The sequence below is a fragment of the Streptomyces sp. NPDC055025 genome, assembly GCF_053608565.1.
Genome location: NZ_JBSGVS010000044.1, coordinates 1 through 23070 on the forward strand (window position 1 = coordinate 1; position 23070 = coordinate 23070).

At 70.7% G+C, this 23070-nt stretch carries 26 protein-coding genes; 15 read left to right on the plus strand and 11 right to left on the minus strand.

All coding sequences use genetic code 11. The features are described 5' to 3' along the window. The first annotated feature begins 145 nt into the window (after window positions 1–145). Window positions 146–814 carry a TetR/AcrR family transcriptional regulator gene (locus ACWGDX_RS25465; protein ID WP_453629078.1) on the plus strand — a complete coding sequence of 223 codons (669 nt, stop codon included), beginning with the start codon at window positions 146–148 and terminating at the stop codon, window positions 812–814. A gap of 167 nt (window positions 815–981) precedes the next feature. Here the strand turns inward: ACWGDX_RS25465 and ACWGDX_RS25470 are convergent, their stop codons facing one another. Continuing rightward, window positions 982–2121, minus strand: a complete 1140-nt coding sequence (locus ACWGDX_RS25470; protein ID WP_453629080.1) for a permease — start codon at window positions 2119–2121, stop codon at window positions 982–984. Between the two features lie 253 nt (window positions 2122–2374). On the opposite strand from ACWGDX_RS25470, the gene ACWGDX_RS25475 reads away from it, so the two are divergent. The 5 genes from ACWGDX_RS25475 (at window position 2375) to ACWGDX_RS25495 (ending at window position 7503) form a co-directional block, all read left to right on the plus strand. Then, complete coding sequence (locus ACWGDX_RS25475) at window positions 2375–3718, plus strand: helix-turn-helix domain-containing protein (RefSeq protein WP_453629201.1); 1344 nt, start codon at window positions 2375–2377, stop codon at window positions 3716–3718. 218 nt (window positions 3719–3936) lie between these two features. Continuing rightward, on the plus strand, window positions 3937–4452 hold the full coding sequence (locus tag ACWGDX_RS25480) for a hypothetical protein (protein WP_453629082.1): 516 nt from the start codon (window positions 3937–3939) through the stop codon (window positions 4450–4452). 215 nt (window positions 4453–4667) lie between these two features. After that, window positions 4668–6131, plus strand: coding sequence for a flotillin family protein (locus ACWGDX_RS25485; RefSeq protein ID WP_453629084.1), 1464 nt, complete (start codon window positions 4668–4670; stop codon window positions 6129–6131). Between the two features lie 190 nt (window positions 6132–6321). Then, window positions 6322–6732 carry a TOBE domain-containing protein gene (locus ACWGDX_RS25490; protein WP_363079401.1) on the plus strand — a complete coding sequence of 137 codons (411 nt, stop codon included), beginning with the start codon at window positions 6322–6324 and terminating at the stop codon, window positions 6730–6732. Window positions 6733–6945: 213 nt separating this feature from the next. After that, complete coding sequence (locus ACWGDX_RS25495; protein WP_453629086.1) at window positions 6946–7503, plus strand: molybdopterin-dependent oxidoreductase; 558 nt, start codon at window positions 6946–6948, stop codon at window positions 7501–7503. 10 nt (window positions 7504–7513) lie between these two features. Here ACWGDX_RS25495 and ACWGDX_RS25500 read toward each other — a convergent pair whose 3' ends face one another. Then, window positions 7514–8302: an SAM-dependent methyltransferase gene (locus tag ACWGDX_RS25500; protein WP_453629088.1), complete on the minus strand. Its 789-nt coding sequence runs from the start codon at window positions 8300–8302 to the stop codon at window positions 7514–7516. A 172-nt stretch (window positions 8303–8474) separates the two neighbouring features. Next, complete coding sequence (locus ACWGDX_RS25505; RefSeq protein ID WP_453629090.1) at window positions 8475–9338, minus strand: helix-turn-helix domain-containing protein; 864 nt, start codon at window positions 9336–9338, stop codon at window positions 8475–8477. Between the two features lie 475 nt (window positions 9339–9813). On the opposite strand from ACWGDX_RS25505, the gene ACWGDX_RS25510 reads away from it, so the two are divergent. Both ACWGDX_RS25510 and ACWGDX_RS25515 read left to right on the plus strand, forming a co-directional pair. Next, the gene (locus ACWGDX_RS25510) at window positions 9814–10653 is read left to right on the plus strand and encodes a glycosyltransferase family 2 protein (protein ID WP_453629203.1); all 840 of its coding nucleotides are present in this window, start codon (window positions 9814–9816) and stop codon (window positions 10651–10653) included. A gap of 73 nt (window positions 10654–10726) precedes the next feature. After that, window positions 10727–11284, plus strand: a complete 558-nt coding sequence (locus ACWGDX_RS25515; RefSeq protein WP_453629092.1) for a hypothetical protein — start codon at window positions 10727–10729, stop codon at window positions 11282–11284. Window positions 11285–11328: 44 nt separating this feature from the next. Here ACWGDX_RS25515 and ACWGDX_RS25520 read toward each other — a convergent pair whose 3' ends face one another. Further along, window positions 11329–12411 (minus strand): aldo/keto reductase, encoded by a 1083-nt coding sequence (locus tag ACWGDX_RS25520; RefSeq protein WP_453629094.1) that lies wholly within the window; start codon window positions 12409–12411, stop codon window positions 11329–11331. A gap of 214 nt (window positions 12412–12625) precedes the next feature. Further along, window positions 12626–13567, minus strand: a complete 942-nt coding sequence (locus tag ACWGDX_RS25525) for a GlxA family transcriptional regulator (protein WP_453629096.1) — start codon at window positions 13565–13567, stop codon at window positions 12626–12628. Between the two features lie 71 nt (window positions 13568–13638). Here ACWGDX_RS25525 and ACWGDX_RS25530 point away from each other — a divergent pair, with 71 nt between their 5' ends. After that, window positions 13639–14529 (plus strand): NAD-dependent epimerase, encoded by an 891-nt coding sequence (locus tag ACWGDX_RS25530; protein WP_453629098.1) that lies wholly within the window; start codon window positions 13639–13641, stop codon window positions 14527–14529. Between the two features lie 169 nt (window positions 14530–14698). Here ACWGDX_RS25530 and ACWGDX_RS25535 read toward each other — a convergent pair whose 3' ends face one another. Further along, a complete protein-coding gene (locus tag ACWGDX_RS25535) occupies window positions 14699–16081 on the minus strand; it encodes an EF-hand domain-containing protein (RefSeq protein ID WP_453629100.1) in 1383 nt (460 codons plus the stop codon). Beyond that, the gene (locus tag ACWGDX_RS25540; protein WP_453629102.1) at window positions 16074–16520 is read right to left on the minus strand and encodes an ATP-binding protein; all 447 of its coding nucleotides are present in this window, start codon (window positions 16518–16520) and stop codon (window positions 16074–16076) included. The genes ACWGDX_RS25535 and ACWGDX_RS25540 overlap by 8 nt, the downstream gene beginning before the upstream one ends. Window positions 16521–16659: 139 nt before the next feature. Between ACWGDX_RS25540 and ACWGDX_RS25545 the strand changes: the two genes are divergently transcribed. From ACWGDX_RS25545 to ACWGDX_RS25555, 3 genes are read left to right on the plus strand one after another with little or no spacing between them, the layout of a single operon-like run. Next, complete coding sequence (locus ACWGDX_RS25545; protein WP_453629104.1) at window positions 16660–17484, plus strand: helix-turn-helix domain-containing protein; 825 nt, start codon at window positions 16660–16662, stop codon at window positions 17482–17484. Further along, entirely contained in the window at window positions 17471–17674 is a 204-nt protein-coding gene (locus ACWGDX_RS25550; protein WP_453629106.1) for a DUF397 domain-containing protein, read from the plus strand. Before ACWGDX_RS25545 ends, ACWGDX_RS25550 begins: the two co-directional genes overlap by 14 nt. Next, window positions 17671–17874, plus strand: a complete 204-nt coding sequence (locus ACWGDX_RS25555; RefSeq protein WP_453629108.1) for a DUF397 domain-containing protein — start codon at window positions 17671–17673, stop codon at window positions 17872–17874. Before ACWGDX_RS25550 ends, ACWGDX_RS25555 begins: the two co-directional genes overlap by 4 nt. Before the next feature lie 24 nt (window positions 17875–17898). Here the strand turns inward: ACWGDX_RS25555 and ACWGDX_RS25560 are convergent, their stop codons facing one another. Further along, entirely contained in the window at window positions 17899–18243 is a 345-nt protein-coding gene (locus ACWGDX_RS25560; RefSeq protein ID WP_453629205.1) for a winged helix-turn-helix transcriptional regulator, read from the minus strand. Between the two features lie 110 nt (window positions 18244–18353). Between ACWGDX_RS25560 and ACWGDX_RS25565 the strand changes: the two genes are divergently transcribed. After that, window positions 18354–19280 carry an NAD(P)-dependent oxidoreductase gene (locus ACWGDX_RS25565; RefSeq protein ID WP_453629110.1) on the plus strand — a complete coding sequence of 309 codons (927 nt, stop codon included), beginning with the start codon at window positions 18354–18356 and terminating at the stop codon, window positions 19278–19280. A 79-nt stretch (window positions 19281–19359) separates the two neighbouring features. Here ACWGDX_RS25565 and ACWGDX_RS25570 read toward each other — a convergent pair whose 3' ends face one another. The 3 genes from ACWGDX_RS25570 to ACWGDX_RS25580 all read right to left on the minus strand — a co-directional run bounded on the left by ACWGDX_RS25570 (window position 19360) and on the right by ACWGDX_RS25580 (window position 20927). Continuing rightward, a complete protein-coding gene (locus ACWGDX_RS25570) occupies window positions 19360–19767 on the minus strand; it encodes a hypothetical protein (protein ID WP_453629112.1) in 408 nt (135 codons plus the stop codon). After that, entirely contained in the window at window positions 19764–20426 is a 663-nt protein-coding gene (locus tag ACWGDX_RS25575) for a SigE family RNA polymerase sigma factor (RefSeq protein WP_453629114.1), read from the minus strand. Before ACWGDX_RS25575 ends, ACWGDX_RS25570 begins: the two co-directional genes overlap by 4 nt. Before the next feature lie 96 nt (window positions 20427–20522). Further along, the gene (locus ACWGDX_RS25580; protein WP_453629116.1) at window positions 20523–20927 is read right to left on the minus strand and encodes a hypothetical protein; all 405 of its coding nucleotides are present in this window, start codon (window positions 20925–20927) and stop codon (window positions 20523–20525) included. A gap of 219 nt (window positions 20928–21146) precedes the next feature. On the opposite strand from ACWGDX_RS25580, the gene ACWGDX_RS25585 reads away from it, so the two are divergent. Then, a complete protein-coding gene (locus ACWGDX_RS25585; RefSeq protein WP_453629118.1) occupies window positions 21147–21884 on the plus strand; it encodes an alpha/beta fold hydrolase in 738 nt (245 codons plus the stop codon). A 141-nt stretch (window positions 21885–22025) separates the two neighbouring features. After that, window positions 22026–23057, plus strand: a complete 1032-nt coding sequence (locus ACWGDX_RS25590) for an ABC transporter substrate-binding protein (RefSeq protein ID WP_453629207.1) — start codon at window positions 22026–22028, stop codon at window positions 23055–23057. Window positions 23058–23070 lie beyond the last annotated feature (13 nt).

Below are 23070 nucleotides of genomic sequence, written 5' to 3' on the forward strand. Positions count from 1 at the left end.
CACCCCCCCGCCGCCCCCCGGGGGGCGCCCCCCAATCACCCCCCCCCCCCCCGCCCGCGGGTAGCATCGGCGACCACCGGACCGACCGGTAAAACGCGTGGACGGTACGCGCGGGCGGTACGGATCTCTGGGAGGCGGTGAGCCGGTGACGGGAGCGAGCGAGCGGAAAGGCGCGGCGCCGCTGCGGCGCGACGCCCGGCGCAATCGCGCGCTGCTGACCGAGGCCGCCCGGGACGTCTTCGCCGAGCAGGGTCTGGACGCGTCGCTGGACGAGATCGCCCGCAGGGCGGGGGTCGGCAACGCCACGCTGTACCGTCACTTCCCCGACCGGGGGGCGCTCGTCGAGGCCGTCTTCCACGAGACGCTCGCCGAGACGTCCCGCGCCGGTGCGAAGGCGCGGGAGTGCGAGGACGCCTGGACGGGCCTCACCACGTACTTCGTCTCCGTCTTCGCGGGCCTGGCCGCCGACCGCGGGGCCAACGACCTGATGACCACCGGGATCCCGGGCGTCCCCTCGCTGGAGGCCCTCCACGAGCAGAACCGCGAGACCGTCCGGCTGCTGGTGGAACGCGCCCAGCGGCAGGGCACGATGCGCGACGACATCACCACCGAGGACGTGCTCTTCGTCCTGGCCGCGCTGGGCCGTACCGTACCCGCACTGGCGGCCACCGCCCCCGACGCCTGGCGCCGCTATCTCGGCCTCAGCCTCGACGGCCTGCGCACGGAACCGGCCGGCGGGCTCCCCGCACCGGCCCTGACCCGCGACGAACTCGGCACGGTCCTGAGAGACCTCGGCCCCCACCGCACCCGCTGAGTCGCGTCCCAGGAGAAGGAGAAGGAGGACGACGACGACGCGGGAGCCGTCACCCACCCCCGAGGCGCCCCGACCGCGCCCTTCCCCGCCACAGGCTCAACCACCTCCGCCCCCGCACCCCGTCCCGCCCGCGCGGGCACACGATTCTGCCCCGCGCCCGCGCGCGGTCAGGAGTGGGTCGGCGGTCTGTTCATCGCGCGGAGCATCGCCGGGCCGCCCGTGCGGAGGAAGCGGTGGATCAGGGTCGCGGCGAGGAGGAGGAAGACGATGTTGAGGGCGGTGGTGTAGTTCCAGGAGACGCCCTCGTCCGGGACTCTGGCGTGGGAGTGGTCCGGGACGAGGTCCAGGGCGCCGAAGAGGAACTCGACCGCGTAGCCCGCCGCCGCCATCGCCGTGAAGAAGACCGCGAGGATGAGGGCCGTCATGCGCGGGCCGTAGTACTTCCGGTAGATGTTGAGGATCGGGAGGATCAGGAGGTCGGCGTAGAGGAAGGCGATCACGCCCCCGAAGCTGATGCCCCCCTTCCACAGGACCACGGCCAGCGGCACATTGCCGATGGAGCAGACGAACGAGGCGATCGCCACGAGCGGGCCGATCAGGGGGCCCGTCAGTTTCGCGGCCAGGGGGTGGTCTTCGAGGAAGAAGGCGCTCCAGAAGGAGTCCGGGACCCAGGCGGCGATCGCGCCCGCGATGAGCAGGCCCAGCACCAGGTCGCGCAGGATCGCGGCCCACTCCATGACGAAGACGTGCGCCACCGCGGTACGGCCCTCGGGGGACAGGAGCCGCCGGGCGAACGATCCTTCGCCCGGTACGGACGAGTCCATCTCCGCGTGGCCCTCCATGGAACCGGTCAGGCCCCGCCCGGCCTGGGCCCGCGCCCGCGCGAGAAGCCGTCCGCGCAGGAAGATCCGGAACAGCACCGCCATGATCACGATCATCACCGGCCCGCCCACGAACTCCGCCAGAGTGAACTGCCAGCCCAGCAGCAGGGCCAGGATCACACCCAGTTCGACCACCAGATTGGTGGAGGCGATCTCGAAGGCCATGGCGGCGGTGAAGTTCGCGCCCTGGCGGAAGAGCGAGCGCGCCAGCGCGACGGCGGCGTACGAGCACGACGACGAGGCCACGCCGAGGCCCGTGGCCAGGGTGAGCGTACGGGGACGGTCGTCGCCCAGCAGCCGTACGACGGTCGAGCGGCGCACCACCGCCTGCACCACCGCCGAGAGCGCGAAGCCGAGGATCAGCGCCCAGGTGATCTCCCAGGCCATCGATCCCGCGATGGACAGCGCACGACCGATCGCCGACATGGTCACTTACCTCCCGAAGTGTCCCGCCATCCTCCCCTCGCGCACCCGTCCGGCACGTCAGCGGCACCGGCGCGCCATGGGCCCCTCGGACTCCATGGGTTAGAAAGGCGAGGCGACGCCGACGGCGACCACGACCGCGACAGCGACAGCCACGGGCGCGAACAGGTGGGCTCGGACAGGTGGGCTCGGACGGATGCGAACGGTACGGACAGGAGTCGATGTGACGGGACAGACGGCGGTACCCGACGAGTATCTGACGGGGTACGCGAAGATCCTCGCGGCCGTCGCCTCGACCGGCCGCCGGCTCACCCGGGACGAACTGCTGGCCCGCCGGGAACTGGGGCGGCAGGCCGCCGAAGCCGGATTCGGGCTGCGCGCCCTCGTCGTCGCGCATCTCGCCGAGGCACGCGCCCACTGGCCCGCCACCGCCGCCACCTCGGGCCCCGGCGCGGCCTCGGGCCCCGGCGCCGCCCCGGGCCACAGCGCACGCTCGGCCACCGGCCCAAGTCCGGCCGCCGCGCCGGTCTCCGGGTCCCCCGCCGTGCCGGTCTCCGGGGCGGTCGCCAACTCCCCGACCGGGTCGGTCACCGGGTCGCCCGCCGGGTCGACCACCCGCCCGGACACGGCCGTCGGCCCCGCCCCCGGCCACGCCTCCGCCCCCGGCCACGCCTCCGCCCCCGGCTACGGCTCAGCTCCCGGCTCAGCTCCCCGCTCGGCTCCCGCCCACGGCCCGGTCTCCGCCCGCGGCACCGTCGACAGTGTCCTCGCCGCCGTCGAGCAGGCCGTCGACGCGTTCGCCGAGGGGTACGAACGGGCCCAGCGGCTCGCCATACGGCAGGAGGCCGCCGCGCGCCGGGAGTTCATCGACGACCTGCTGTACGGACGCAGCGATCTGGGGCGCCTGGCGGAACACGCCGAGCGGTTCGGGCTGCGGCTCTCCTACGCGCACGCCGTCGCGGTCGCCGAGGGCGCCGTCCCGTACGACGAGGAGGAACCCGTCCCGCGCGCCGTCGAGGAGGCCCTGATCGGCCGGTTCGGCGACCGCAGCGTGCTGCTCACCACCAAGGCCGGCCGGCTGGTCTGTGTCGCGCCCGGCGACCAGGGGGAGGTCCTGGCCTACTTCGCCAAGCAGGCCTTCGCGGCGACGGACGGCGGCCGGGTCGCCATCGGGCGCCCGCAGCCCGGGGTGGGCGGGGTGGTCCAGTCGTACGAGGAGGCCCTGAACGTCCTCGACCTCGCCGCCCGGCTCGCCCTGGACGCCCCCGTCCTGCACGCCGCCGATCTGCTCGTCTATCCGGTCCTCACCCGCGACCGGCAGGCCATGACCGAACTCGTCCTCGGCACCCTCGGTCCCCTGGAGGCCGCCCGGGGCGGGGCCCAGCCGCTCATCGAGACCCTCGCCGTCTACTTCGACGCGGGATGCGTGGCGGCGGAGGCCGCGCGCCGGCTGTCGCTGAGCGTCCGGGCCCTGACCTACCGACTGGCGCGGATCCACCAGCTCACCGGCGCCGATCCCGCCGATCCCATGCACCGCTACACCCTCCAGACGGCCGTCATCGGGGCGAGACTGCTCGACTGGCCGGCGAAACCATTCTGAGTCCGCAAGCGTGACTACACGTGAGTAAAGGTGAGTGCAGGTGTGTGGTCGCGCGGTCGGCACTCGGCGGCGGGCGGTCGACAGTCGGCACTCGGCATTAAGAACGCGTTAAGACTGCCGGAACCCGGCAATGCGCACTGATGTCCATGGATGGGAACATGGCGCCCTGCCCGAGGGAGACCGCGGGGGATCCAGGGCAGTGGGGGAGGGGGGATCCGATGACCTTGTTTCTGGGTCTCGGCATCGCGGGGATCGTGCTGCTCGTCCTGTCGTTGATCTTCGACGGGATTCTGGAAGGGCTCTTCGGCGGGGTCGGGATGCTCAACGGCCTCTTCGACGGGCTGCTGTCGCTGCCGGTGATCGCCGGTTTCGTCTCGATGCTCGGTTTCGGCGGCGCGATCGTCCAGGGCACCACGGATCTCGGCACGGTACCGGCCGCCGTCGCGGGGGCGGCGGCCGGTGCCGGGGCGGGATGGCTGACCTGGCGGTTCAGCAAGGCGCTGATGCGTGACCAGACGGCGGCGACCCCGCGGGGCGACGATCTCGTGGGCACCGCGGGCACGGTCGTCACCGCGATCCCGGCCACCGGGTACGGCGAGGTGCTGCTGCGGCTCGGCGGCCAGACGGTGAAGTACTCCGCCAAGAGCGAGCAGCCGGTGGCGTACGGGGCGGAGATCTGGGTGGAGGCGACGCTCTCGTCGAGTTCCGTCTCCGTACGCCCGGTCGACCGCTGACCCGCGCGTCCCCGCCCACGCCAAACCCACCGCCCACACCGAACCCACCGCCCACACCGCCCACACCCCCCACGCCGACCACCGCGCGCGCCGCGGCCGGGCCGGCCGACACCCCCGTGCACCAACGCGGCGCGTGGAGCGTGGAGCGTTCCACGCGCACCGATTCGAACCGCTGTCAGAACCGCTGTCCCTCGGGGGGCAAGGGAGAGGCCACCATGAGTCCAGTCGTCATCGCCGTGCTGGGGGTCGTCGTACTCGTCGCCCTGCTGGCACTGACCGTCATCACGCGGTACAAGGTCGCGGGGCCCAGCCAGGCGTTCATCGTCACCGGCCGCCGCGGCAAGCAGTCGACCGACCCGGCCACCGGCCGGGTGTCCATGGACACCAGCGGCCAGAAGGTCGTGGTCGGCGGCGGAGTGTTCGTCGTGCCGTTCGTCCAGCAGAAGTTCACGCTCGACCTGTCCAGCCGGCACATCCCGGTCGCCGTGCGCGGCGCCGTCACCCTGCGCGGGGTGAAGGCCAACCTCGACGGTGTCGCCATCGTCAAGGTCGGCGGCACCGAGGACGCCATCAGAGCCGCGGCGCAGCGCTTCCTGCGGCAGCAGGGCGGCATCGTCGGCTTCACACAGGAGGTGCTCTCCGGCGCGCTGCGCTCCATCGTCGGCCGGATGTCGGTGGAGGACATCATCCGGGACCGGGCGGCCTTCGCCGGGCAGGTCGCGGAGGAGGCCGAGGCGAGCCTGTCCGGGCAGGGCCTGATGCTCGACGCGTTCCAGATCCAGGACATCACCACCGAGGGCTCGTATCTGGAGGACCTCGGCCGTCCCGAGGCCGCCCGCGCCAAGCAGGAGGCCGACATCGCGGAGGCCGTGGCCCGCCGGGCCGCCGAGCAGGCCAGGCTGAAGGCCGAGGAAGAGATCGCGATCGCGCAGCGGACGTTCTATCTGAAGCAGGCCGAGATCAAGGCCGAGACGGACGAGGCGGCGGCCCGCGCGGCGGCGGCCGGCCCGCTGGCCCAGGCGGCGCGCGAGCAGGACGTGCTCGCCGAGCAGGAGAAGGTCGCCCAGCGCCAGGCCGCGCTGACCGACCGCGAACTCGACACCAAGGTCCGCAAGCCCGCCGACGCGGCCCGCTACCAGGCCGAACAGGAGGCCGAGGCACGCCGTATCGCCCTGGTCAAGGAGGCCGAGGCCGACGCCGAACGCTCGCGTCTCACCGGTGAGGGCGAGAAGGCGCACCGCGCCGCGCTCGCCGCCGCCGTACGGATCGAGGGTGAGGCGGAGGCCGCCGCGATCGGCGCCAAGGGCGCGGCGGAGGCGGAGGCCATGCACAAGAAGGCGGAGGCGTTCGCGCGGTACGGCGACGCGGCCGTCCTCCAGATGCTGGTCGAGGTGCTGCCCTCGGTGGTCGCGAAGGCGTCCGAGCCGCTCAGCGCGGTGGACAAGATGACGGTGATCTCGACGGACGGCGCCGGGCAGCTCGCGCGTACGGTCGCCGACAACGTGGCCCAGGGCGTCGAACTCCTCAGTGCCACCACGGGAGTCGACCTCGCGGAGCTGCTGAAGGGCCTGGCGGCGGGCAGGACGGGCGGGCCCGGCGGAACGGGCGCGGGCGCGGTCCCGGCCCAGGTCCCCGCCAGGACCACCGAGGCCAACGGACGCATCGAGGTCACGGACTGACACGGACCGGCGCCGTGACACCGGTGTAGGGGAACGGGGGGATACGGGGGAACAGGGGGAAGCGCCGTGGAGCGGCGCGTGGCGGGGCCCGGCCGACGGGGGAAACCGGCCGGGCCCTTCCGCGTCCCGCCGCCTCCACCACGCCACGGCTCAGCGTCCGCCACGCCACGCCACGGCTTAGAGTGCCGGAATGCCGTCGTACAGCATTGGCCAGGCAGCGGGACTGCTGGGCGTGAGTTCGGAGACCGTCCGCCGCTGGGCCGACAGCGGTCAGGTGGCCATGGAGCGGGACAGTTCGGGGAACCGGGTGATCGACGGGGTCGGCCTGGCCGCGTTCGCCAAGGAGCGGGCGGTGGGGCTGCATCCGGTCCCCGACGAGCCGCTGACCTCGGTCCGCAACGCGTTCGCCGGGATCGTGACGGCCGTGACGCTCGACGATGTGGTCGCCCAGGTGGAGATCCAGTCCGGACCGCACCGGCTGGTGTCGCTCGTGACCCGCGAGGCCGTCGAGGAACTGGACATCCAGGTGGGGGCGTCCGTCACGGCCCGGGTGAAGTCGACCCACGTCCATGTCGACCGACCGCACCAACGCAACGCGTGACACGGGAGATCTCACATCTGATGCCTCAGGCCTGACACCCGGCACCTGACGCCCGACGCGTGAAGCCTGGCGCCCGATCGCTTCTGCCACCCCAACACGCTCCCCCGGCTCACATCAGCGAGGCAAAGACGCACTGTTGGCTCGTATCCGAGATTCCCCCCACCGGCCGCTGGGCACACCAACTGTGGCAGCCGCCTCCCGAGGGGGAATCCGATGAGCCGACCCAGCGTCAGCACCGGCACCGACACCAGTCCCAGTACCGCCGCCGCCACCCCACCACCCCGCGCCGTCTCCCTGCTGCTCAGGGGAGAGGTCGAGCGTCCCGTCGCACTGACCGTCGCGGATCTGCGCGAGCAGTGGCAGCAGCACCGCGCCGATGTCGTCTTCCACTGCGCGAGTGCCGGACCACGGCACCACACCTTCGAGGGTCCGCTGCTCCGCGAAGTGGTCGACTCGGCGAAGCCGGCCTTCGACGCTCGGCGGCGCAAGGACCGTTCACGCTTTCTGCTCGCCGTCACCGGCGGGGACGGGCACCATACGGTGCTCTCCTGGGCGGAGATGGACGCCGACTTCGGGAACGTGCCGATCCTGCTGGCCACCACCATGGACGGACAGAGCCTGGAGTCGGCGGGAAGCCAGCTCGTGGTGCCCTCGGACCGCTGCGGGGCGCGCTACATCAGCGCGATCACCAGCGTCTGGATCGGCGGGGTCGCTGTCGGTGGCGTCGGTGCCGGTGGCGCCGCTGTCGGCGACGCCACCGCCGGGGGATGACCGGCTGGCGTCAGCCGATCCGGGCCACCCCCACGTAGAACGAGCTGTGCGCGTCCTCGGGCGCCGCCGTGTCCTTGTACCAGCGCGGCGCCGTCACCAGTCCGGGGTCCACCATGTCGAGCCCGTCGAAGAAGCGCTCGACCTCGGCGCGGGTGCGCAGCCGCAGCGAGATACCGCCCTTCCCGTACGTGTCGTTGACATGGCCCACCAGCTTCTCCGGCTGGAAGTCGGCCGTACCGTGCGAGAACAGGAACAGACTGCCCGCCGGCATCGCGTCCACCAGGGTGCGGGTGATGCCGTACGGGTCGTCCTCGTCCGGGATGAAGTGCATCAGCGCGATCAGGGACAGGGCGATGGGCCGGCCGAAGTCCAGGACACCGCGCGCGTGGTCGAGTATCTCCAGCGGCCTGCGCACATCGGCCTGGATGTAGTCGGTGGCCCCCTCGGGCGTGCTGATCAGCAGCGCCTCCGCGTGACGCAGCACGATCGGGTCGTTGTCGGTGTAGACGACCCGGGACGCCGGTACCGCCTCCTGGACGATCTGGTGGAGATTGGGCTCGGTGGGGATGCCCGTACCGATGTCGAGGTACTGGTCGACACCGCTCCGGGCGACCCAGGCGGCGGCGCGGTGCATGAAGGCCCGGTTCAGCCGCGCGTCCTGCTTCGAGGCGTCGGGGAGCTTCTTCCCTATCTCCTGGTCGACCGTGTAGTTGTCCTTGCCGCCGAGCAGATAGTCGTACACGCGCGCCGGGTGGGGCTTGCTGGTGTCGACCTGGGGCTTGGGGGTGCCTGCCGTCATCGGAACTCCGTTAACTCCGTGGTGGTGAGTCTGAGCCTGTGGGGGCGTGTGCCGCGTGCGTCGCGTGCGTCACGCCGATCACGTCTGTCGCATCTGCCACGCGCACCTCGTGCGCACCGCGCGTGGCGAACGCATAAGACATAAGGAGGGGGAAGGGGAGCCGGGCCGGGCCTCACAGCTCCTTGCGGAGGTCGGTGAGTATCTCCTTGGTCCGGCGGGCGGACTCCGCGTGGGCGACCATGCGGTCCATCGCCTCCTTGTGCTCGGAGAGCTCACGGGCGTTGTCGAGATAGAGCGCACCGGTCAGATACTCGATGTAGACGATGTCCGGCAGCTCGGGTATCGAGAAACGGAACAGGACGAACGGGCTGTACGTACCCGGATGATGGCCCGAGGCGAACTCTGCTACCTGGAGCGTCACATTGGGCAGTTCGGCCACGTCGAGGAGCCGGTCGATCTGGGTCCGCATGACGGCGGCGGAACCGACGGGTCTCCTTAAAACCGTCTCGTCCATGACAACCCAGAAGATCGGCGGGGCCTCCGCGCGCGTGAGCAGCTTCTGCCGCTCCATCCGCAGCGCGACCCGGCGCTCGATCCGCTCCGGATCGGACTTGCCGATCTCGCCGAAGGCCATGACGGAACGCGCGTAGTCCTCGGTCTGGAGCAGACCGGGCACGAAGTGCGGCTCGTAGCAGCGGATGGTCTTGGCCGCGCCCTCAAGGCTCACATAGCCGCCGAACCAGTCGGGCAGCACATCATGGAACCGCTGCCACCAGCCGGGCTTGACGGCCTCCTCGGCGAGTTCGAGGAAGGTGGCGCGCTCGTCGTCGGGGAGACCGTACGCGGACAGCAGTATCTCGATGTACGGGATCTTGAGCGCGACCTCGGACATCTCCATGCGCCGTATGGTCGCGGCGGTGACACGCAGCAGTTTGCCGGCCTCGTCACGGCTGAGCCCCGCGCTCTCGCGGAGGGACTGGAGCTGCTTACTGAGGACGAGTTGCCCGATGGTAGGTGCGGAACGCGGCTCGCTCACTCTCCACCACCGACCGCCACCGCCATGCGGAAAGTCTCCCACAGCGGCCTGATCAAGGACATGGCGGTACGACGGATGTGACGAGGGCCCTACGGGCTTACGGCATACGGGAGTTACCGGGCCGGGGCGGCCGAGGCGGCGAGGGCGGCCGGGAAGCCGGGGCGGAGGCCGCCAGGGAGCCGGGGCGAGGGCAGCCGGTGAGCCGGGGCGGCGGAGGCACACACGAGCACCTCCCGGGCCCGCACACAACGACGCGCGCCCCTCACACGGAGTGACAGACCGATGGGACCGATCACAGGAACGCACGACGGGAACAGGCGGCCACCGAGAGTAAAGATGAACTAATGGCGTCGAGGGGGATACCTTGCAGTAGCCGTGGGATGGCCCCCGGCGGTTAGCATCGAGTTCCGCCGTTACCGAGAGCTGGGGTGATCTGGACGTGTCCCGACCACGTGTAGGTGTGGCCGTGCTGACCATGGGAACCCGGCCCGTCGAGCTGCGTGCCCTGCTGGACTCCGTCGCCAAGCAGCGCGAGCCCGCCGCCCGGATCGTCGTCGTCGGCAACGGCGCCCCGCTGCCCGAGTTGCCCGACGGGGTTGTCGGAGTGGAACTGGAGCGAAATCTCGGCGTCTCGGGCGGTCGCAATGTCGCTCTGCGTAAGCTCCGCGAGACCGGCGACATCGACGTACTGGTGGATCTGGACGACGACGGTCTGCTGATCGAGGCCGATGTGATCTCCCGCGTCGCCGATCTGTACGAGGCGGATCCCCGGCTCGGCATCATCAGCTTCCGTATCGCGGACGAGACCGGCTTCACCGCGCGCCGGCACGTGCCCAGACTGCGGGTGGACGACCCGATGCGGGGCGGGGAGGTGACCACGTTCCTGGGCGGCGGTCACGCGCTGTCCATGGCGATGCTGGACGAGACCGGCGGCTGGCCCGACGAGTTCTTCTTCACCCACGAGGAGACCGACCTCGCGTGGCGCGCGCTGGACGCGGGCTGGACGATCCGGTACGAACCGGAGCTGGTGCTCCAGCACCCGCGCACCGCACCCTCCCGGCACGCGGAGTTCTACCGGATGACCGCCCGTAACCGCGTCTGGCTGGCCCGCCGCCATCTGCCCGCGCTGCTCATCCCGCTGTATCTCGGCACCTGGATCCTGCTCACCCTGGCCCGCACCCGCTCGGCGAGCGGCCTGCGCGCCTGGTTCGGCGGCTTCTTCGAGGGCGTACGCACCGCCTGCGGCACCCGTCGCCCGATCCGCTGGCGCACCGTGGGCCGCATGACGGCCCTGGGCCGCCCCCCGGTGATCTGACCCACCCCCGCTCACCCGCTCACCCGCTCACCCACTCACCGGGCGTACCGCAGGTGTCCCTGATGTCCTGTTCATGGTGACTTGGAAACCGGACACACACCTTCAGGACGACCCCGGCAGCTCCGATGTCACCGATATCACCGGTATCGAGGACGGGGGGCGGGGGACGGGTGACGGGAGCGCGGGTGTGGCTTGGAGTGTGGGCGGTGAGGGGCGGGTGACGGTGGTGCGACTGCTGCACCGGTGGCCCGACCGGTACGGCGTCGTCGGCTATACGACCAGCGGCCGGTACGGGGAGACCGCCCTCGTCGGTGATGTGCCCGTCCCCGGTGTTCCCGGTCTGAGTCTGATGGACGTGGCCGCCCGGCACCGGCCTGACCTGATGTACGGGTCGACCGGCACCGAAGGCTTCGCCGAGGCGTGCTGGCTCATCTCCGTCGGGTGGAGCGCCCGCACCGTCCCCAAGCCCGGCACACTCGAACTCCCGCACGCCGCCTGGACCCTGGACGTCGACCGCACGGTTGACCTGGGCGTAGTCATGTACGGCCACATCCGTCTCCATATCGGCCGCCTCACCCTCACCGACCCGGACGAGATGGCCCGCGCCCGCGCCCTCGCGCGGTCTCAGTAGCGGACGACGCTCAGTAGCGGACAGCGCTCGGTCGCGGACGTCGCTCAGTAGCGGACGGCGCTCTGGAGCAGCGGCGGGTAGACGGTGGAGGGCTCGCCGTCGACCGTCGTCCCCGCGAACTGGAGCATGGTCCGCTGCGCCCCGTGCATCGGCGCCGGGTAGTTCAGGGCCGGGGCCGAGACCTCGTCCAGCCGGTGGAGCTGTTCGGGGGTGAGGGTCACCTCCAGGGAGGCGAGGTTGCCGGTCAGGTGGTCCACGCGCCGGGCGCCGACGATCGGTACGACGGTGCCCTCGCGCTCACGCAGCCACGCCAGCGCGACCGCCGCGGAGGTGGTCCCGAGTTCGTCGGCGACCGCGGCGACCGCGTCGATGACCACGAACTCGTCCTCGTCCGGACCGCCCACGAAGGCCGTACGGGCGGAGTCGGTGACCTGGTGTCCTCGCCGGTACTTGCCCGACAGGAAACCGTTCTTCAGCGGGCTCCAGGGGACCAGCGCCATGCCCTGGTCGCGCGCGAGCGGCGCGAGTTCACCCTCGACGGTGCGCGCCAGCAGCGAGTACTCGACCTGGAGCGCGATCAGCGGGGTCCAGTCCTTCAGCAGCGCCGTGGTCTGCGCCTGCGCGGTCACCCAGGCCGGGGTGTTGGAGAACCCGATGTAGCGGATCTTGCCGGCCCGCACGAGGTCGTCCAGGGTGCGCAGCGTCTCCTCGATCGGTGTGTGCCGGTCCCAGTTGTGCAGCCAGTACAGGTCCAGATGGTCGGTCCGCATCCGGCGCAGGGACTCGTCGAGCTGGGCGATGATCGAGCGGCGGCCCGCACCGCCGCCGTTGGGGTCCCCGGGGAAGAGGTTGGCGAAGAACTTCGACGCCAGGACCACACGGTCGCGCCGCCCGGGACGGGCCGCGAACCAGTCACCGAGGATCTTCTCCGAATGGGTGTTGGTGTAGAAGTTCGCGGTGTCGATGAAGTTGCCCCCGTGATCCAGATACGTCGCCAGGATCCTCTCCGACTCCTCGACGCCGCATCCGGCGCCCCCGGGATCCTCTCCGAAGGTCATCGCGCCGAGGGCGAGCGGACTGACCCGCAGCCCCGATCGGCCGAGCGTGACGTAGTGGTCGAGCGGCATCAGCGTGCTCCCATGCGTGTCGGAACGGTCTCGGAATTGCTCATCTCCATCGAAGCGCGCGGTGCCCGCGCACAGTAGACCGATCCGCGCGAGCTCTTGCACGATCCTCTCCACCTCGCCCGGATCAGGCGCGGTGTCCGTGGGGAGCGCCAACCTCAGCGGGCGGCCTCAGCGGGCAGCACGGCGGGCGACCTCAGCAGGCAGGCGGGCAGCCTCAACGGGCCGCGCCGCTCGGCGCCCGGTTGAAGCTCGCGCGATAGGCCGTGGGGGTCAGTCCCACCCGGCCCGCCATGTGCTTGCGGAGGGAGTCCGCACTGCCCAGACCGCTCCTCCGCGCCACCTGATCCATGGGCAGCCCCGTGGTCTCCAGCAGCTCTCTGGCCCGGTCGACGCGCCGGTGCAGCAGCCACTGGAGCGGGCTCAGCCCGGTCTCCGCGAGAAAGCGCCGGCTGAGGGTGCGCACGCTCGTCCCGGCATGACCGGCCAGCTCGGCCAGGGTGAGCGGACGATCGAGGTGTTCGAGCGCCCACGCACGAGTGGGGGCGAGCGAGGTGCCGCGCTCCGGCGGCAGCGGTGTCTCGATGAACTGGGACTGCCCGCCCGGCCGTACGGGAGAGACGACCGCGAGCCGCGCGGCCGTGTTGGCGACCGCCGCGCCGAAGTCGATTCTGACCAGATGCAGGCACAGATCGATCGCGGCGGCAGCCCCCGCCGAGGTGAAGATCCCGCCGTCCTCGACGAAGAGCAGGTCGGGCTGCACATCGACGGACGGGAAGCGAGCGGTGAGGTCACCGGCCAGCTCCCAGTGGGTCGTGGCGCGCAGCCCGTCGAGCAGACCGGCCTGGGCCAGTACGAAGGCACCCGTACACAGGGAGGCGATCCGCGCGCCGGTGGCCGCGGCTCTCCGCAGGGCGTCGAGGGTCTCCGGGGGAGCCTGCCCGCCGCCGCTGCCGACGGCGATGACCGTGTCGGCGCCCGCCGCCGCGTCCAGGCCGTCCGGCACCACGATGTCGGGGCCGCCGACGGTGGGCATCGGGCCGGGCCGCGCCGTACAGACGCGCACGTCGTAGTGCGGAACGCTGTTGAACACCATCAGCGGGATCGAGACGTCGAAGCCGAGCACGGGCGGCACGATGACTGCGGCGACGCGGTGCATGGCCAGAACCTCCGGAGGGTTGGCATTCCGGCCACTATCGTACGAGGGCGTGCCGCGACACCGTTTCCGGCATGAGATCTCATGTGATCGTGGGTCGCGGGGCCGCCGCGTCGAGGACCGCTCTGCTGCTGGCCGGGGACGGTGAGCGGGTACGAATGGTCAGCCGGACCGGCGGCGGACCGGACCACCCGCTTGTCGAAAGGATCGCCGCGGACGCGACCGACACCGACCGGCTCACCGCGCTCACGGAGGGCGCCGACACGCTGTTCGCCACCGCCGTGCCGCCGTACCACCTCTGGCCCGAGCGGTTTCCGATCCTGTCGGGGTCGCTCCTGAGCGCGGCGAAGCGGACCGGGGCCGCGTACGTCATGCTCGGCAACCTCTACGCGTACGGGCCCGTGAGCGGCCCCATCACGCCGGACTTCCCCCTGACCGCGACCGGCCCCAAGGGGCGTACCAGAGCGCGCGCGTGGGAGGAGGCCGCCGCCTCGGGGGTGAAGGTCACCGAGGTGCGGGCCGGCCAGTTCTACGGCGCGGGCGCCTTCTCGGTGTTCAGCTACATGGTGCAGCGGCAGGTCCTGGAAGGAAAACTGGTCCTGGTGCCGCAGGAACTCGACGTGCCCCACAGTTACTCGGCGATCGGCGACACCGCGCGCACGCTGGTCGCCGCGAGCCGCGCCGAAGAGGCGTACGGCCGGGCCTGGCACGTGCCCACCGCGACCCTGTCGGTCCGGGAACTGGCCGTGCGGCTCGCCGAACTCGCGGGGGCACCGCTACCCCGGATGGAGGAGATGACCGAACGCGATCTGACCCTGCTCGCGTTCACCGACCCGTTCTGGGCGGAAATGCAGGAGGTACTCACCAAGCCCGGCAACCCGTTCGTCGTCGACCACTCCGAGACCGAGAAGGTCCTCGGCGTGAGCGCCACCCCGGCGGACGACGTGCTCCGGGAAGTGATCTAGAGCGGGCCCGTCGTGCGGCCCCTCCATGCGGCCCCGTCATGCGGTCCGGTCCAGGCTCGTCCCGGCTCGTCATGGCCGCGCATGACTGGCCGACTGACCGACCGACCGGGAGCCCGTCGCGCGGGCTCCCGGTCCGCCCCGCTGCCGCCCGTGAGGGAAGCCGCCGGGCTCAGATGTGTCCGAAGAAAAGGCTGCCCGGGGCGTCCGGGTCGTTCGAGAGGAAGTGCTCGCGCACCGCGCGGATGAACTCCTGGCGCGAGATCGCGCCGTCCCCGTCGGTGTCCAGCCTGTGGAACGCGTCCATCGCGTCGGGCGCGTCGGTCCTGCACACGTCCGTCAGGAAGCGGGCGAACTCGTCCTTGCCGATCTCGTTGTCGCCGTTGACGTCGATGACATCGAACATCGCGTGCCCGCCGCCCTCGGTCACGTTGAGACGGCTGGTGTCGATGACCGCGAGACGGCTGGCCGTGACGTACTGGTCCTTCGTGAGCCGGTCCCCGTCCACGCCCGCGTGACGCAGCAGCTCCAGCCAGTAGATCTGGTAGAAGGTCCGGAGCGCGCGGGCCCGGCGGTCGTCCTTGCCGAGCTTGTACGCCGTGATGTAGCGGTCGGCGAGGTTCTGGTAGTCCGACCAGTCCAGACAGCCGTCGTGGTTGGCGTCCAGGGTTTCGAATGAACGCTCGATCTTGGCGGTGATGATGTCCTGCGTGACAGTGGCCATGGTTCCGGTTCTCCGAGAGTCGAGTGACGTGGGAAAGATCATCGTCGCGTGGTCCGCGACCCGGCCGTGCTCAAGTCGCGCTCCCTTCACTCCTTCGGGTACGCGATCATCACTCACCGCCGACCACCTGGGCGCATCGCCCGTCGAGGGCCGCGCCGTCCGCCTCACATACGCCGCGTGCTCCGCCGCCAGATCCACCAGCGTGTAGGCGCGCAGCCTCATGATCAGCTGCCCGGCCAGCACCCAGTGAAGGCGCCAGCTGTCGAACGGCACGCCGTCGGCGGAGTACGCCACGGGCAGACGACCGTGCAGGCGGTACAACGCCCCCTGCACCCCGCCCAGTTCGAACGTCCGCACCCGTAACGCCACATAGCTCCTCCGCAGATGCGGACAGGCCTGTACGGAGGTCACCGCGCACGGCACACAGAGCGGCGGATGCCCGGTGATGAATTCGGCCGACCATGTCTCCCGGTCGTCCGCGTCCTCGCCCACCAGCCACAGCGTCCCGTCCTCGGTACGGTCCGCCGGACCCCCGCAGACCTGGCACAGCAGCTTCCGCATCGCCCGCCGCTGCCGCAGGAAGTGGACGTCCCCGAACACCGGCCGGCCCTTCCCCGGACTCAGCCCGACCCGTTTCCACAGGATCCCGCGCGCGTCGCGGTCGTGCGGCAGTTCGTCCGCGTAACGGATGCCCCGGTCATCGGCCAGGACCACGGCGGGCAGGATCTGTTCCGACGACCACCGCGTGATGTACGGGACCACATCCGGCCGCGCGAACACCCCCAGGGGAGGTGGTTCCGTCCCCACGTCCATGCCGCCTTGCTCAGCCACGCTCGCAAGCCCCCTCGCCCGGCGCCGGGAGCGACAGGGCAGCCCACACCATCTTTCCCGGGCCGCAGCGTTCGGCGACCCCCCACTCGTCCGCGAGCGCGCTCACCAGCACCAGCCCGCGCCCGTCGGACGCGTCCGCCTCGGGCGTACGCCTGCGCGGAAGCTCCGGCGACGCGTCGTGCACCTCGATCCGCAGACCGGCCGGCCTGCGGAAGTAGTGCGTCTCGATGGTCTGCTCCGGTACGACCTGGGCGTGCCGCCCGGCATTCGTGAGCAGTTCGGACAGCACGAGGAGAGCCGAGTCCTCCAAGGCCGCCAACCCCCAGTCGGCCAGTGCCTTGCGCAACTCCAGCCGCGCGAGGGCGACGCACCTCGGATGGCTGCTCCACCGCAGCACAACGGCGTCGTCCGTTTGATTCCGTTGCCGATTCACCCTCATGTCAACGCTTCCTCCACGCCCTTGCCACCTGCCGCTTTCGCTTTCTGTGACGAACTACTCACAGAGTGATAGGTGGGCCGCTACGCTGGCTAGGAGTGGGGGGTTGACAACGGTCGCATCAGATGAAGGAGTTGATGGCATGGCGGAAGCCAGTAAGCCGCGCACCCCTCGGCAGAAGTACGGCGAGGAGCTGAAGCTGCGTCGGATAGCAGCGGGCATGACCCAGGAGATGTTGAGCGAGATCGTGGTGTGTTCGGCCACGCTGATCAGCCACTTCGAGGCGGGACGCCGACTGCCGAACCCCGATGACGCGAAGCGCATCGACGCGGCGCTGGGTACGGACGGGTTCTTCGCGCGGTGGCTGAAGGATCTGGACTCCAAGTACGCCGAACACTTCGCGGGAGTGGCGGAGTTGGAACGACAGGCGACGGAGATTCGCCACTACGGTTCGGCGCTCATCCCTGGTTTGCTCCAGACGAAGGAGTACGCGCGAGCGATCTTCCGTTCATGGCGGCCGAACTACTGGTCGGATGATCTGGATCAACTTGTTGTCAACCGCATGGAGCGTTTTCAGGTGCTGGAAAGCCTGAAGAGGCCCGTAGTGTGGACCTTGTTGGACGAGGCAGCGCTCAGGCGCAAGGTCGGCGGTCCGCAGGTCATGGCCGAGCAGCTCCGCAAGATCGCGCAGATGGCAGAGCTCGGACGGCTGCGGCTGCATGTTCTGACGTTCGATGCGGGAGAACACGCCCTGGCCGAGAGCATGCTGTACCTGATGAACTTCGAGGACGCCCCACCGATCGCGTACGTCGAAGGCCTTTACACAGGGCACTTGATGGACCAGCCCCGTCTGGTGAGCAATTGTCAGGCGGCCTACGATCTGGCGCTAGGCGATGCGCTGTCGCACAAGGATTCACTCGCCCTCGTCAGGGCCGTAGCGGAGGAATACGAGCATGAGCAGCAGTGAGCAGTTCGTCCGGTGGCGCAAGTCCAGCTACAGCGGAGGCGGCAACGGCGACTGCCTCGAAGTAGCGGACGGATACGCCAGCGTTCCCGTCCGGGACTCCAAGAAGCCGACCGGCCCCACCCTGCTTTTCCAGCCCGCCGACTGGACGTCGTTCATCGAGTCACTCAAAGCGGAGGGTCTTCGAGCATGAACATCGGCGACCGTTTCATCGGGTGGCGCAAGTCCACTTACAGCGGGGCCAGCAACGGCGACTGCCTCGAAGTCGCGGACGGGTACGCCGACATCCCGGTCCGCGACTCCAAGAACCCGACCGGGCCCACGCTGCTGTTCCGACCCACCAACTGGTCGTCGTTCATCGACGCCGTCAAGGCCGAGGCCCTGACCGGCTGACAAAGGTCCGGTGATGTCATGGACTCACCGGACCTTTCCGAGGACGTGCTCCCGCCCCCACAAGCTGAGGGGCTGGAGCGCGGACCCCAGGGCGACGCCGGATTCGGTGAGCGCGTACTCGACGCGCGGAGGAACCTCGTCGTACACCTCGCGGGACACGATTCCGTGCGTCTCCAGTTCACGGAGCTGGGTGGTGAGGACCTTCTCCGTCACGCCGGGGAGCATCCGGCGCAGCTCGCCGAAGCGGCGCGGGCTGTCGTCCAGCGCCCAGAGGATCAGGACCTTCCACTTGCCGCCGATCACGTCCATGGCCGCGTCGATCCCGCAGTGATACGCGTCGGGCGCGCCCGGCCTGCCGACAGTCACCATCGTGCCCATCCGCTCCTCTCCCGGTCCGACCTGGTCACATACCTCGGGGAAAGCGCCCACTTCGAAGTGCGTACTTGCTGGTCCCCGCGTTATTGGCGAGCTTAATCGCCATGACGCACAACACTTCTGACGTTGCTTCCGCTTCCCGCACCCTCCCCTCCCTCCCCTCTCTCACCCTCCTCGGCCTCGGCGACATGGGCTCCGCCTTTGCTCGTGCCTGGCTCGCCGCCGGGTACTCCCTCACCGTCTGGAACCGTACGGCGAGCCGCGCCGAGCCCCTGGTGGCCGAGGGGGCCACGCTCGCAGCGAGCGCCGCCGAGGCGGTGGCCGCGAACACGCTGGTCGTGACCTGTCTGCTGGACGACGCCTCGGTCGGCGAGACGCTGGAGGGTGTCGATCTGTCCGGCAAGGACCTGGTGGACATCACCACCGGAACCCCCGCTCAGGCGCGGGAACGCGGGGAGTGGGCCGAGGGGCGCGGGGCACGGTTCCTGAGCGGCGGGATCATGGCCGTACCGCCGATGATCGGGGTTCCGGAGGCGGGCGGTTATGTCTTCTACAGCGGGTCGCACGAGGTGTTCGGGGCTCACCGGGCGGCGCTGGCGGTGCCGGGCGGTACGCGTTTCGTCGGTAAGGACGCCGGACACGCGGCGCTTCAGGACGTGGCGCTGCTGAGCGGGATGTACGGCACGCTCGCGGGTGTCACGCACGCCTTCGCCCTGGTGCTCGGGGAGGAGGAGATCGCGCTGAAGGAGTTCGCGCCGCTGCTCTCCGGCTGGCTGACGGCGATGGCCGCGTCCGTCGAGCAGATCGCCGGACAGCTGGAGAGCGGCGACTACACGTCGGACGTCGTCTCCAGCCTGGCCATGCAGGTCGCGGGGATCAAGACCTTTGTGGGCACCGCGCACGAGCAGGGGGTCAGCCCGGAGCTGCTGATGCCGTACTTCGAGCTGATGAAGCGCCGGGTCGAGGACGGTCATGCCGCGGAGGGCTTCGCGGGAATGGTGGGTCTGCTGGTGCCGGGCGACCGGGGCTGAGGACGACCGGGGCTGAGGACGACCGGGGCTGACCCAGGGGTCCGTCCCGTTTCCCCGGATCACCGTCACCCGCTCACCGTCACCCGCTCACCGGTGCCCTGCCCGGTTGGCTTGCGACCGGCTGCCCTGTGACCGGCTTGGCCGGCTGACCGGCGGGCCTGCCGTCGGTGCCGGGCTCCGGTGAGGGCTGGGACTCGGGCTCGGTCGTACGGGGCACGGGCGCCGGGTCGGTGGCGGTGGGGGACACCGGCGGAGGCACGGGACTGGCCGGGCCCTCCTGGGGGCGCTCCCCCGGCAGGACGAGCAGCACGCACGCCACGGCCGCCGCCAGCGCGAGCAGCGCCAACGCGGCGGCCCTGACCGGCGGTCGGCGGGCCGCACCGGCCGACGGCGGGACCGGGCGGCGCAGGTCGGGGAGGCCGACCGTACGGGATCCGGCCTCCAGGGCGTCCCGCAGACGCCGTTCCAACAGGTCCTGGTCGCTCATCGGGCCATCAGCTCCAGCTCTCTGCCGAGGGCGTCGAGCGCCCTGCTCGCGGTGGACTTGACCGTGCCGCGGGAGACCCCGAGGGTGTCCGCGATCTGCGCCTCGGTGAGATTGGACCAGTACCGCAGCACGAGCACTTCGCGCTGGCGTCTGGTGAGGCGGCGCAGCGCCACGAGCACTTCCCGGTGCTCCTCGCGGAGCAGTACGTCCTCCTCGGCCGGGGGCGCGTGGCTCTCCCGTTCCGGTATGTAGGCGCGTACGGTCCTGCGGCGGCGCAGGACGGAGCGCGCGCCGTTGACGACGGAGGTTCTGACGTACGCCTCCGGGTCGTCCAGGCCGGTGAGGCGTTCGCCGTACCGCCGGAAGAGCGCGGCGAACGCGTCCTGGACGACGTCCTCCGCCGTGGGGAGGTCGTCCACGAGGAGCAGTGCCAGCCGGACGAGCTGGAGCCGGCGGTGGTGGTAGAGGTCGTCGATCGCGGCCGTGGTCCAGGGCGGTCCGGTGAGGGCGGTCGGCAGGTCGCGTCTCTCGGAGAGGCTGCGCAGCAGCAGGCGCCAGGCGCGGCGGAGCGCGCCGTCCGCCTGGGGAGCGGCGGAGGGCGCCGGGTACGTCGCTGTTGCGGTCGCTCTCGCTCTCGCGGTCGCTGTCGCTGTCCTCATGGGTCTCCTGGACGGGGAACGAGCCGGGGGGCCGCCGGGGGCCGCCGGGTCGTCGCCCGGCGGCCCCTGGGGGAAGTGCTACTCCACCGGGAAGTGCTACTTCACCGGAGAGGGAACCGGGGACGGCTGGGTGGGCTTGCCCGGTACGGGCTTCGCGGGGGCCGGCTTGCCCGGTACGGGGTGGGCGGGGGTGCTCGGTACGGGGGTGGGCTGTGCGGAGGCCGGTACCGGCTTGGCCGGAGCGGGCTTGGCGGGGGCCGGGGCCGGTACCGGCTTCACGGGGGCGGGCTTGGCGGGAACAGGCTTGGCCGGGGCGGGCTTGGCCGGGGCGGGGACAGGCTTCACCGGCGCGGGCTTGCTCGGCACAGGCTTGGGCGAGTCGGCCTGGGCGGCGGTCATGACTCCGCCGACAGCCAGCGCGGCGACCGCCACGGACGTACCCAGGACCAGCTTCAACCGGCCCCGGAAGGCGCTGCGTACAGCGGTGTGACGTGCGGACATACCGTTCCTCGAATCATCTCGGCGGTGGACGGACATCTGACGGGCAGATGGACGGACAGGTGGAGGCGCCTCCACCCCGACAGACGTGCGTCCCACGCTGAGGTTGCGGGTCGGACGGAAGACTTTTCGCGCCGGGGCGGACCGGACGCACAGCGTGATGATTACGTCGCTTTCCGTACGGAAGTGCGGGAGCAAATGGGGCTGTTAGCCTCGAAAGTGATGTCCGAAACATTTCTGCTGATCCATGGAGCGTGGCACGGCGGCTGGGCCTGGCAGCCGGTGGCCTCGCGGCTGCGGGCGGCCGGTCACCGCGTCCTGGCGCCCACGAGCCCCGGGCTCGGTATCGACGACGACCCGCGCGGGGTGACGCTCGCCGACTGCGTCGACGCCCTGGTCGACCATGTCGAGCGCCGGAACCTGACGGATGTCACGGTCGTGGCGCACAGCTGGGGCGGTTATGTCATCGGCGGGGCGGAACGGCGGCTCGCCAGGAGACTGAAACAGGTCATCTTCTACAGCGCGTTCGTGCCCCGGGCGGGCGAGTCGCTCCGGGACGCGCTGCCGCCCGGACACCGGGCCGCGTTCGACGAGTCGAGCCGTGCGTCGGCGGACAACACGGTCACCCCCACGTTCGAGTTCTTCGCGTCGAGCCTGATGCAGGACGCGGACAAGGCGACGGCACGTGTCGTGTACGAGCTGCTCCGCCCGCACCCGTACCGGACCGTGACGGACGCGCCGACCGCCGACATGACGCCCAGCGGTGTCGATGTCGCGAGCGCGTATGTGGTGGGCGCGGAGGACCACGGGCTGCCGCCCGGGGAGTACGGATGGGCTCCGCGTTTCCCGGACCGGCTGGGGGACGTACCCGTCGTGCGGACGCCGGGGAGCCATGAGGCGCTCTTCACGCGGCCGGACGAGCTGGCCCGTACGCTGCTCGGTCTCGCCGACTCCGTTTGAGCGGGCCGCACTTGGCACCGCTGTGCGCGTGCCCCTGTATGTCCGTGGCACGACCGTGACGGGGGGGCAGGGGCCCGGCTAGGGTCAGGTTCCCCTTACTTCTGTCACTTCTGCCAGGGAGGCCTCCTCATCGTGTCCACCGTGTCCCGAACGGCCCGTGTCCGCCGCCGTATCACCGTCGCGGGCGCCGCCCTCGCGTTCGCCTTATCGCTCAGCGCATGCGGCGGTGATGGTGGTGGTGACGGCGGCGGTGATGGCGGTACCGGCGGCCAGGGCGCGTCCGGCACCGACACGGCTCCCGGCACCGGCAACGGAGGCGACACGCACTCCGTCAAGACGGTGATGGGCGAGGTGAAGATCGCTCACGCGCCGGAGCGGGTCGTCGTGCTGGACACCGACGCGCTCGACTCGGCGGTCACGCTCGGAGTGACGCCGGTCGGCGCCACCACCGCCGTGGACAAGGCGCCGTTCTCGACGTACCTCCCGGCCGACCGGCTCAAGGACATCAAGCCGGTCGGTCTGATCGCCCAACCGAACCTTGAGGCGATCGCCGCGCTGAAGCCGGACCTGATCCTCAGCAGCAAGGTCCGCGACGGGAAGAACTACGCCTCGCTCTCGAAGATCGCCCCGACCGTCTTCACCGACACCACCGGGCCGACCTGGCGGGAGAACTTCCAGCTCCACGCGGACGCGCTCGGCAGGAAGAACGAGGCCGCGGCGGTGGTCGCGGACTACGAGGCGCATGTCAAGCGGCTGACGGAGGCGCTGGGCGGGGTGGCGAAGGCGAAGGAGACGAAGGTCGGCTTCGTACGGTTCGTGGAGGGCGCGGACACCCGTCTCTATCTCAACGACACCTTTGTCGGCTCACTCCTCAAGGACCTCCAGGTCGGGCGGCCCGCCAACCAGGACACCACCGGCTTCTCGCTCGACGTCAGCCCCGAGCAGATCGACAAGGCCGACGCCGATGTCATCTTCCACTCCACCTACGGCGACCCGGAGAAGGCCAAGGAGACGGCCACCGTGGGCGGTCCGCTGTGGAAGAACCTCGACGCGGTGAAGAAGGACATGGCCTTCGAGGTCGACGACAACCTGTGGATGCTGGGCATCGGTTACACCGGCGCGGGCCAGATCCTGGACGCGATGGAGAAGAGCTTCGTCTCGGCCGCCCGGTAGTGGGGTGGGGCGT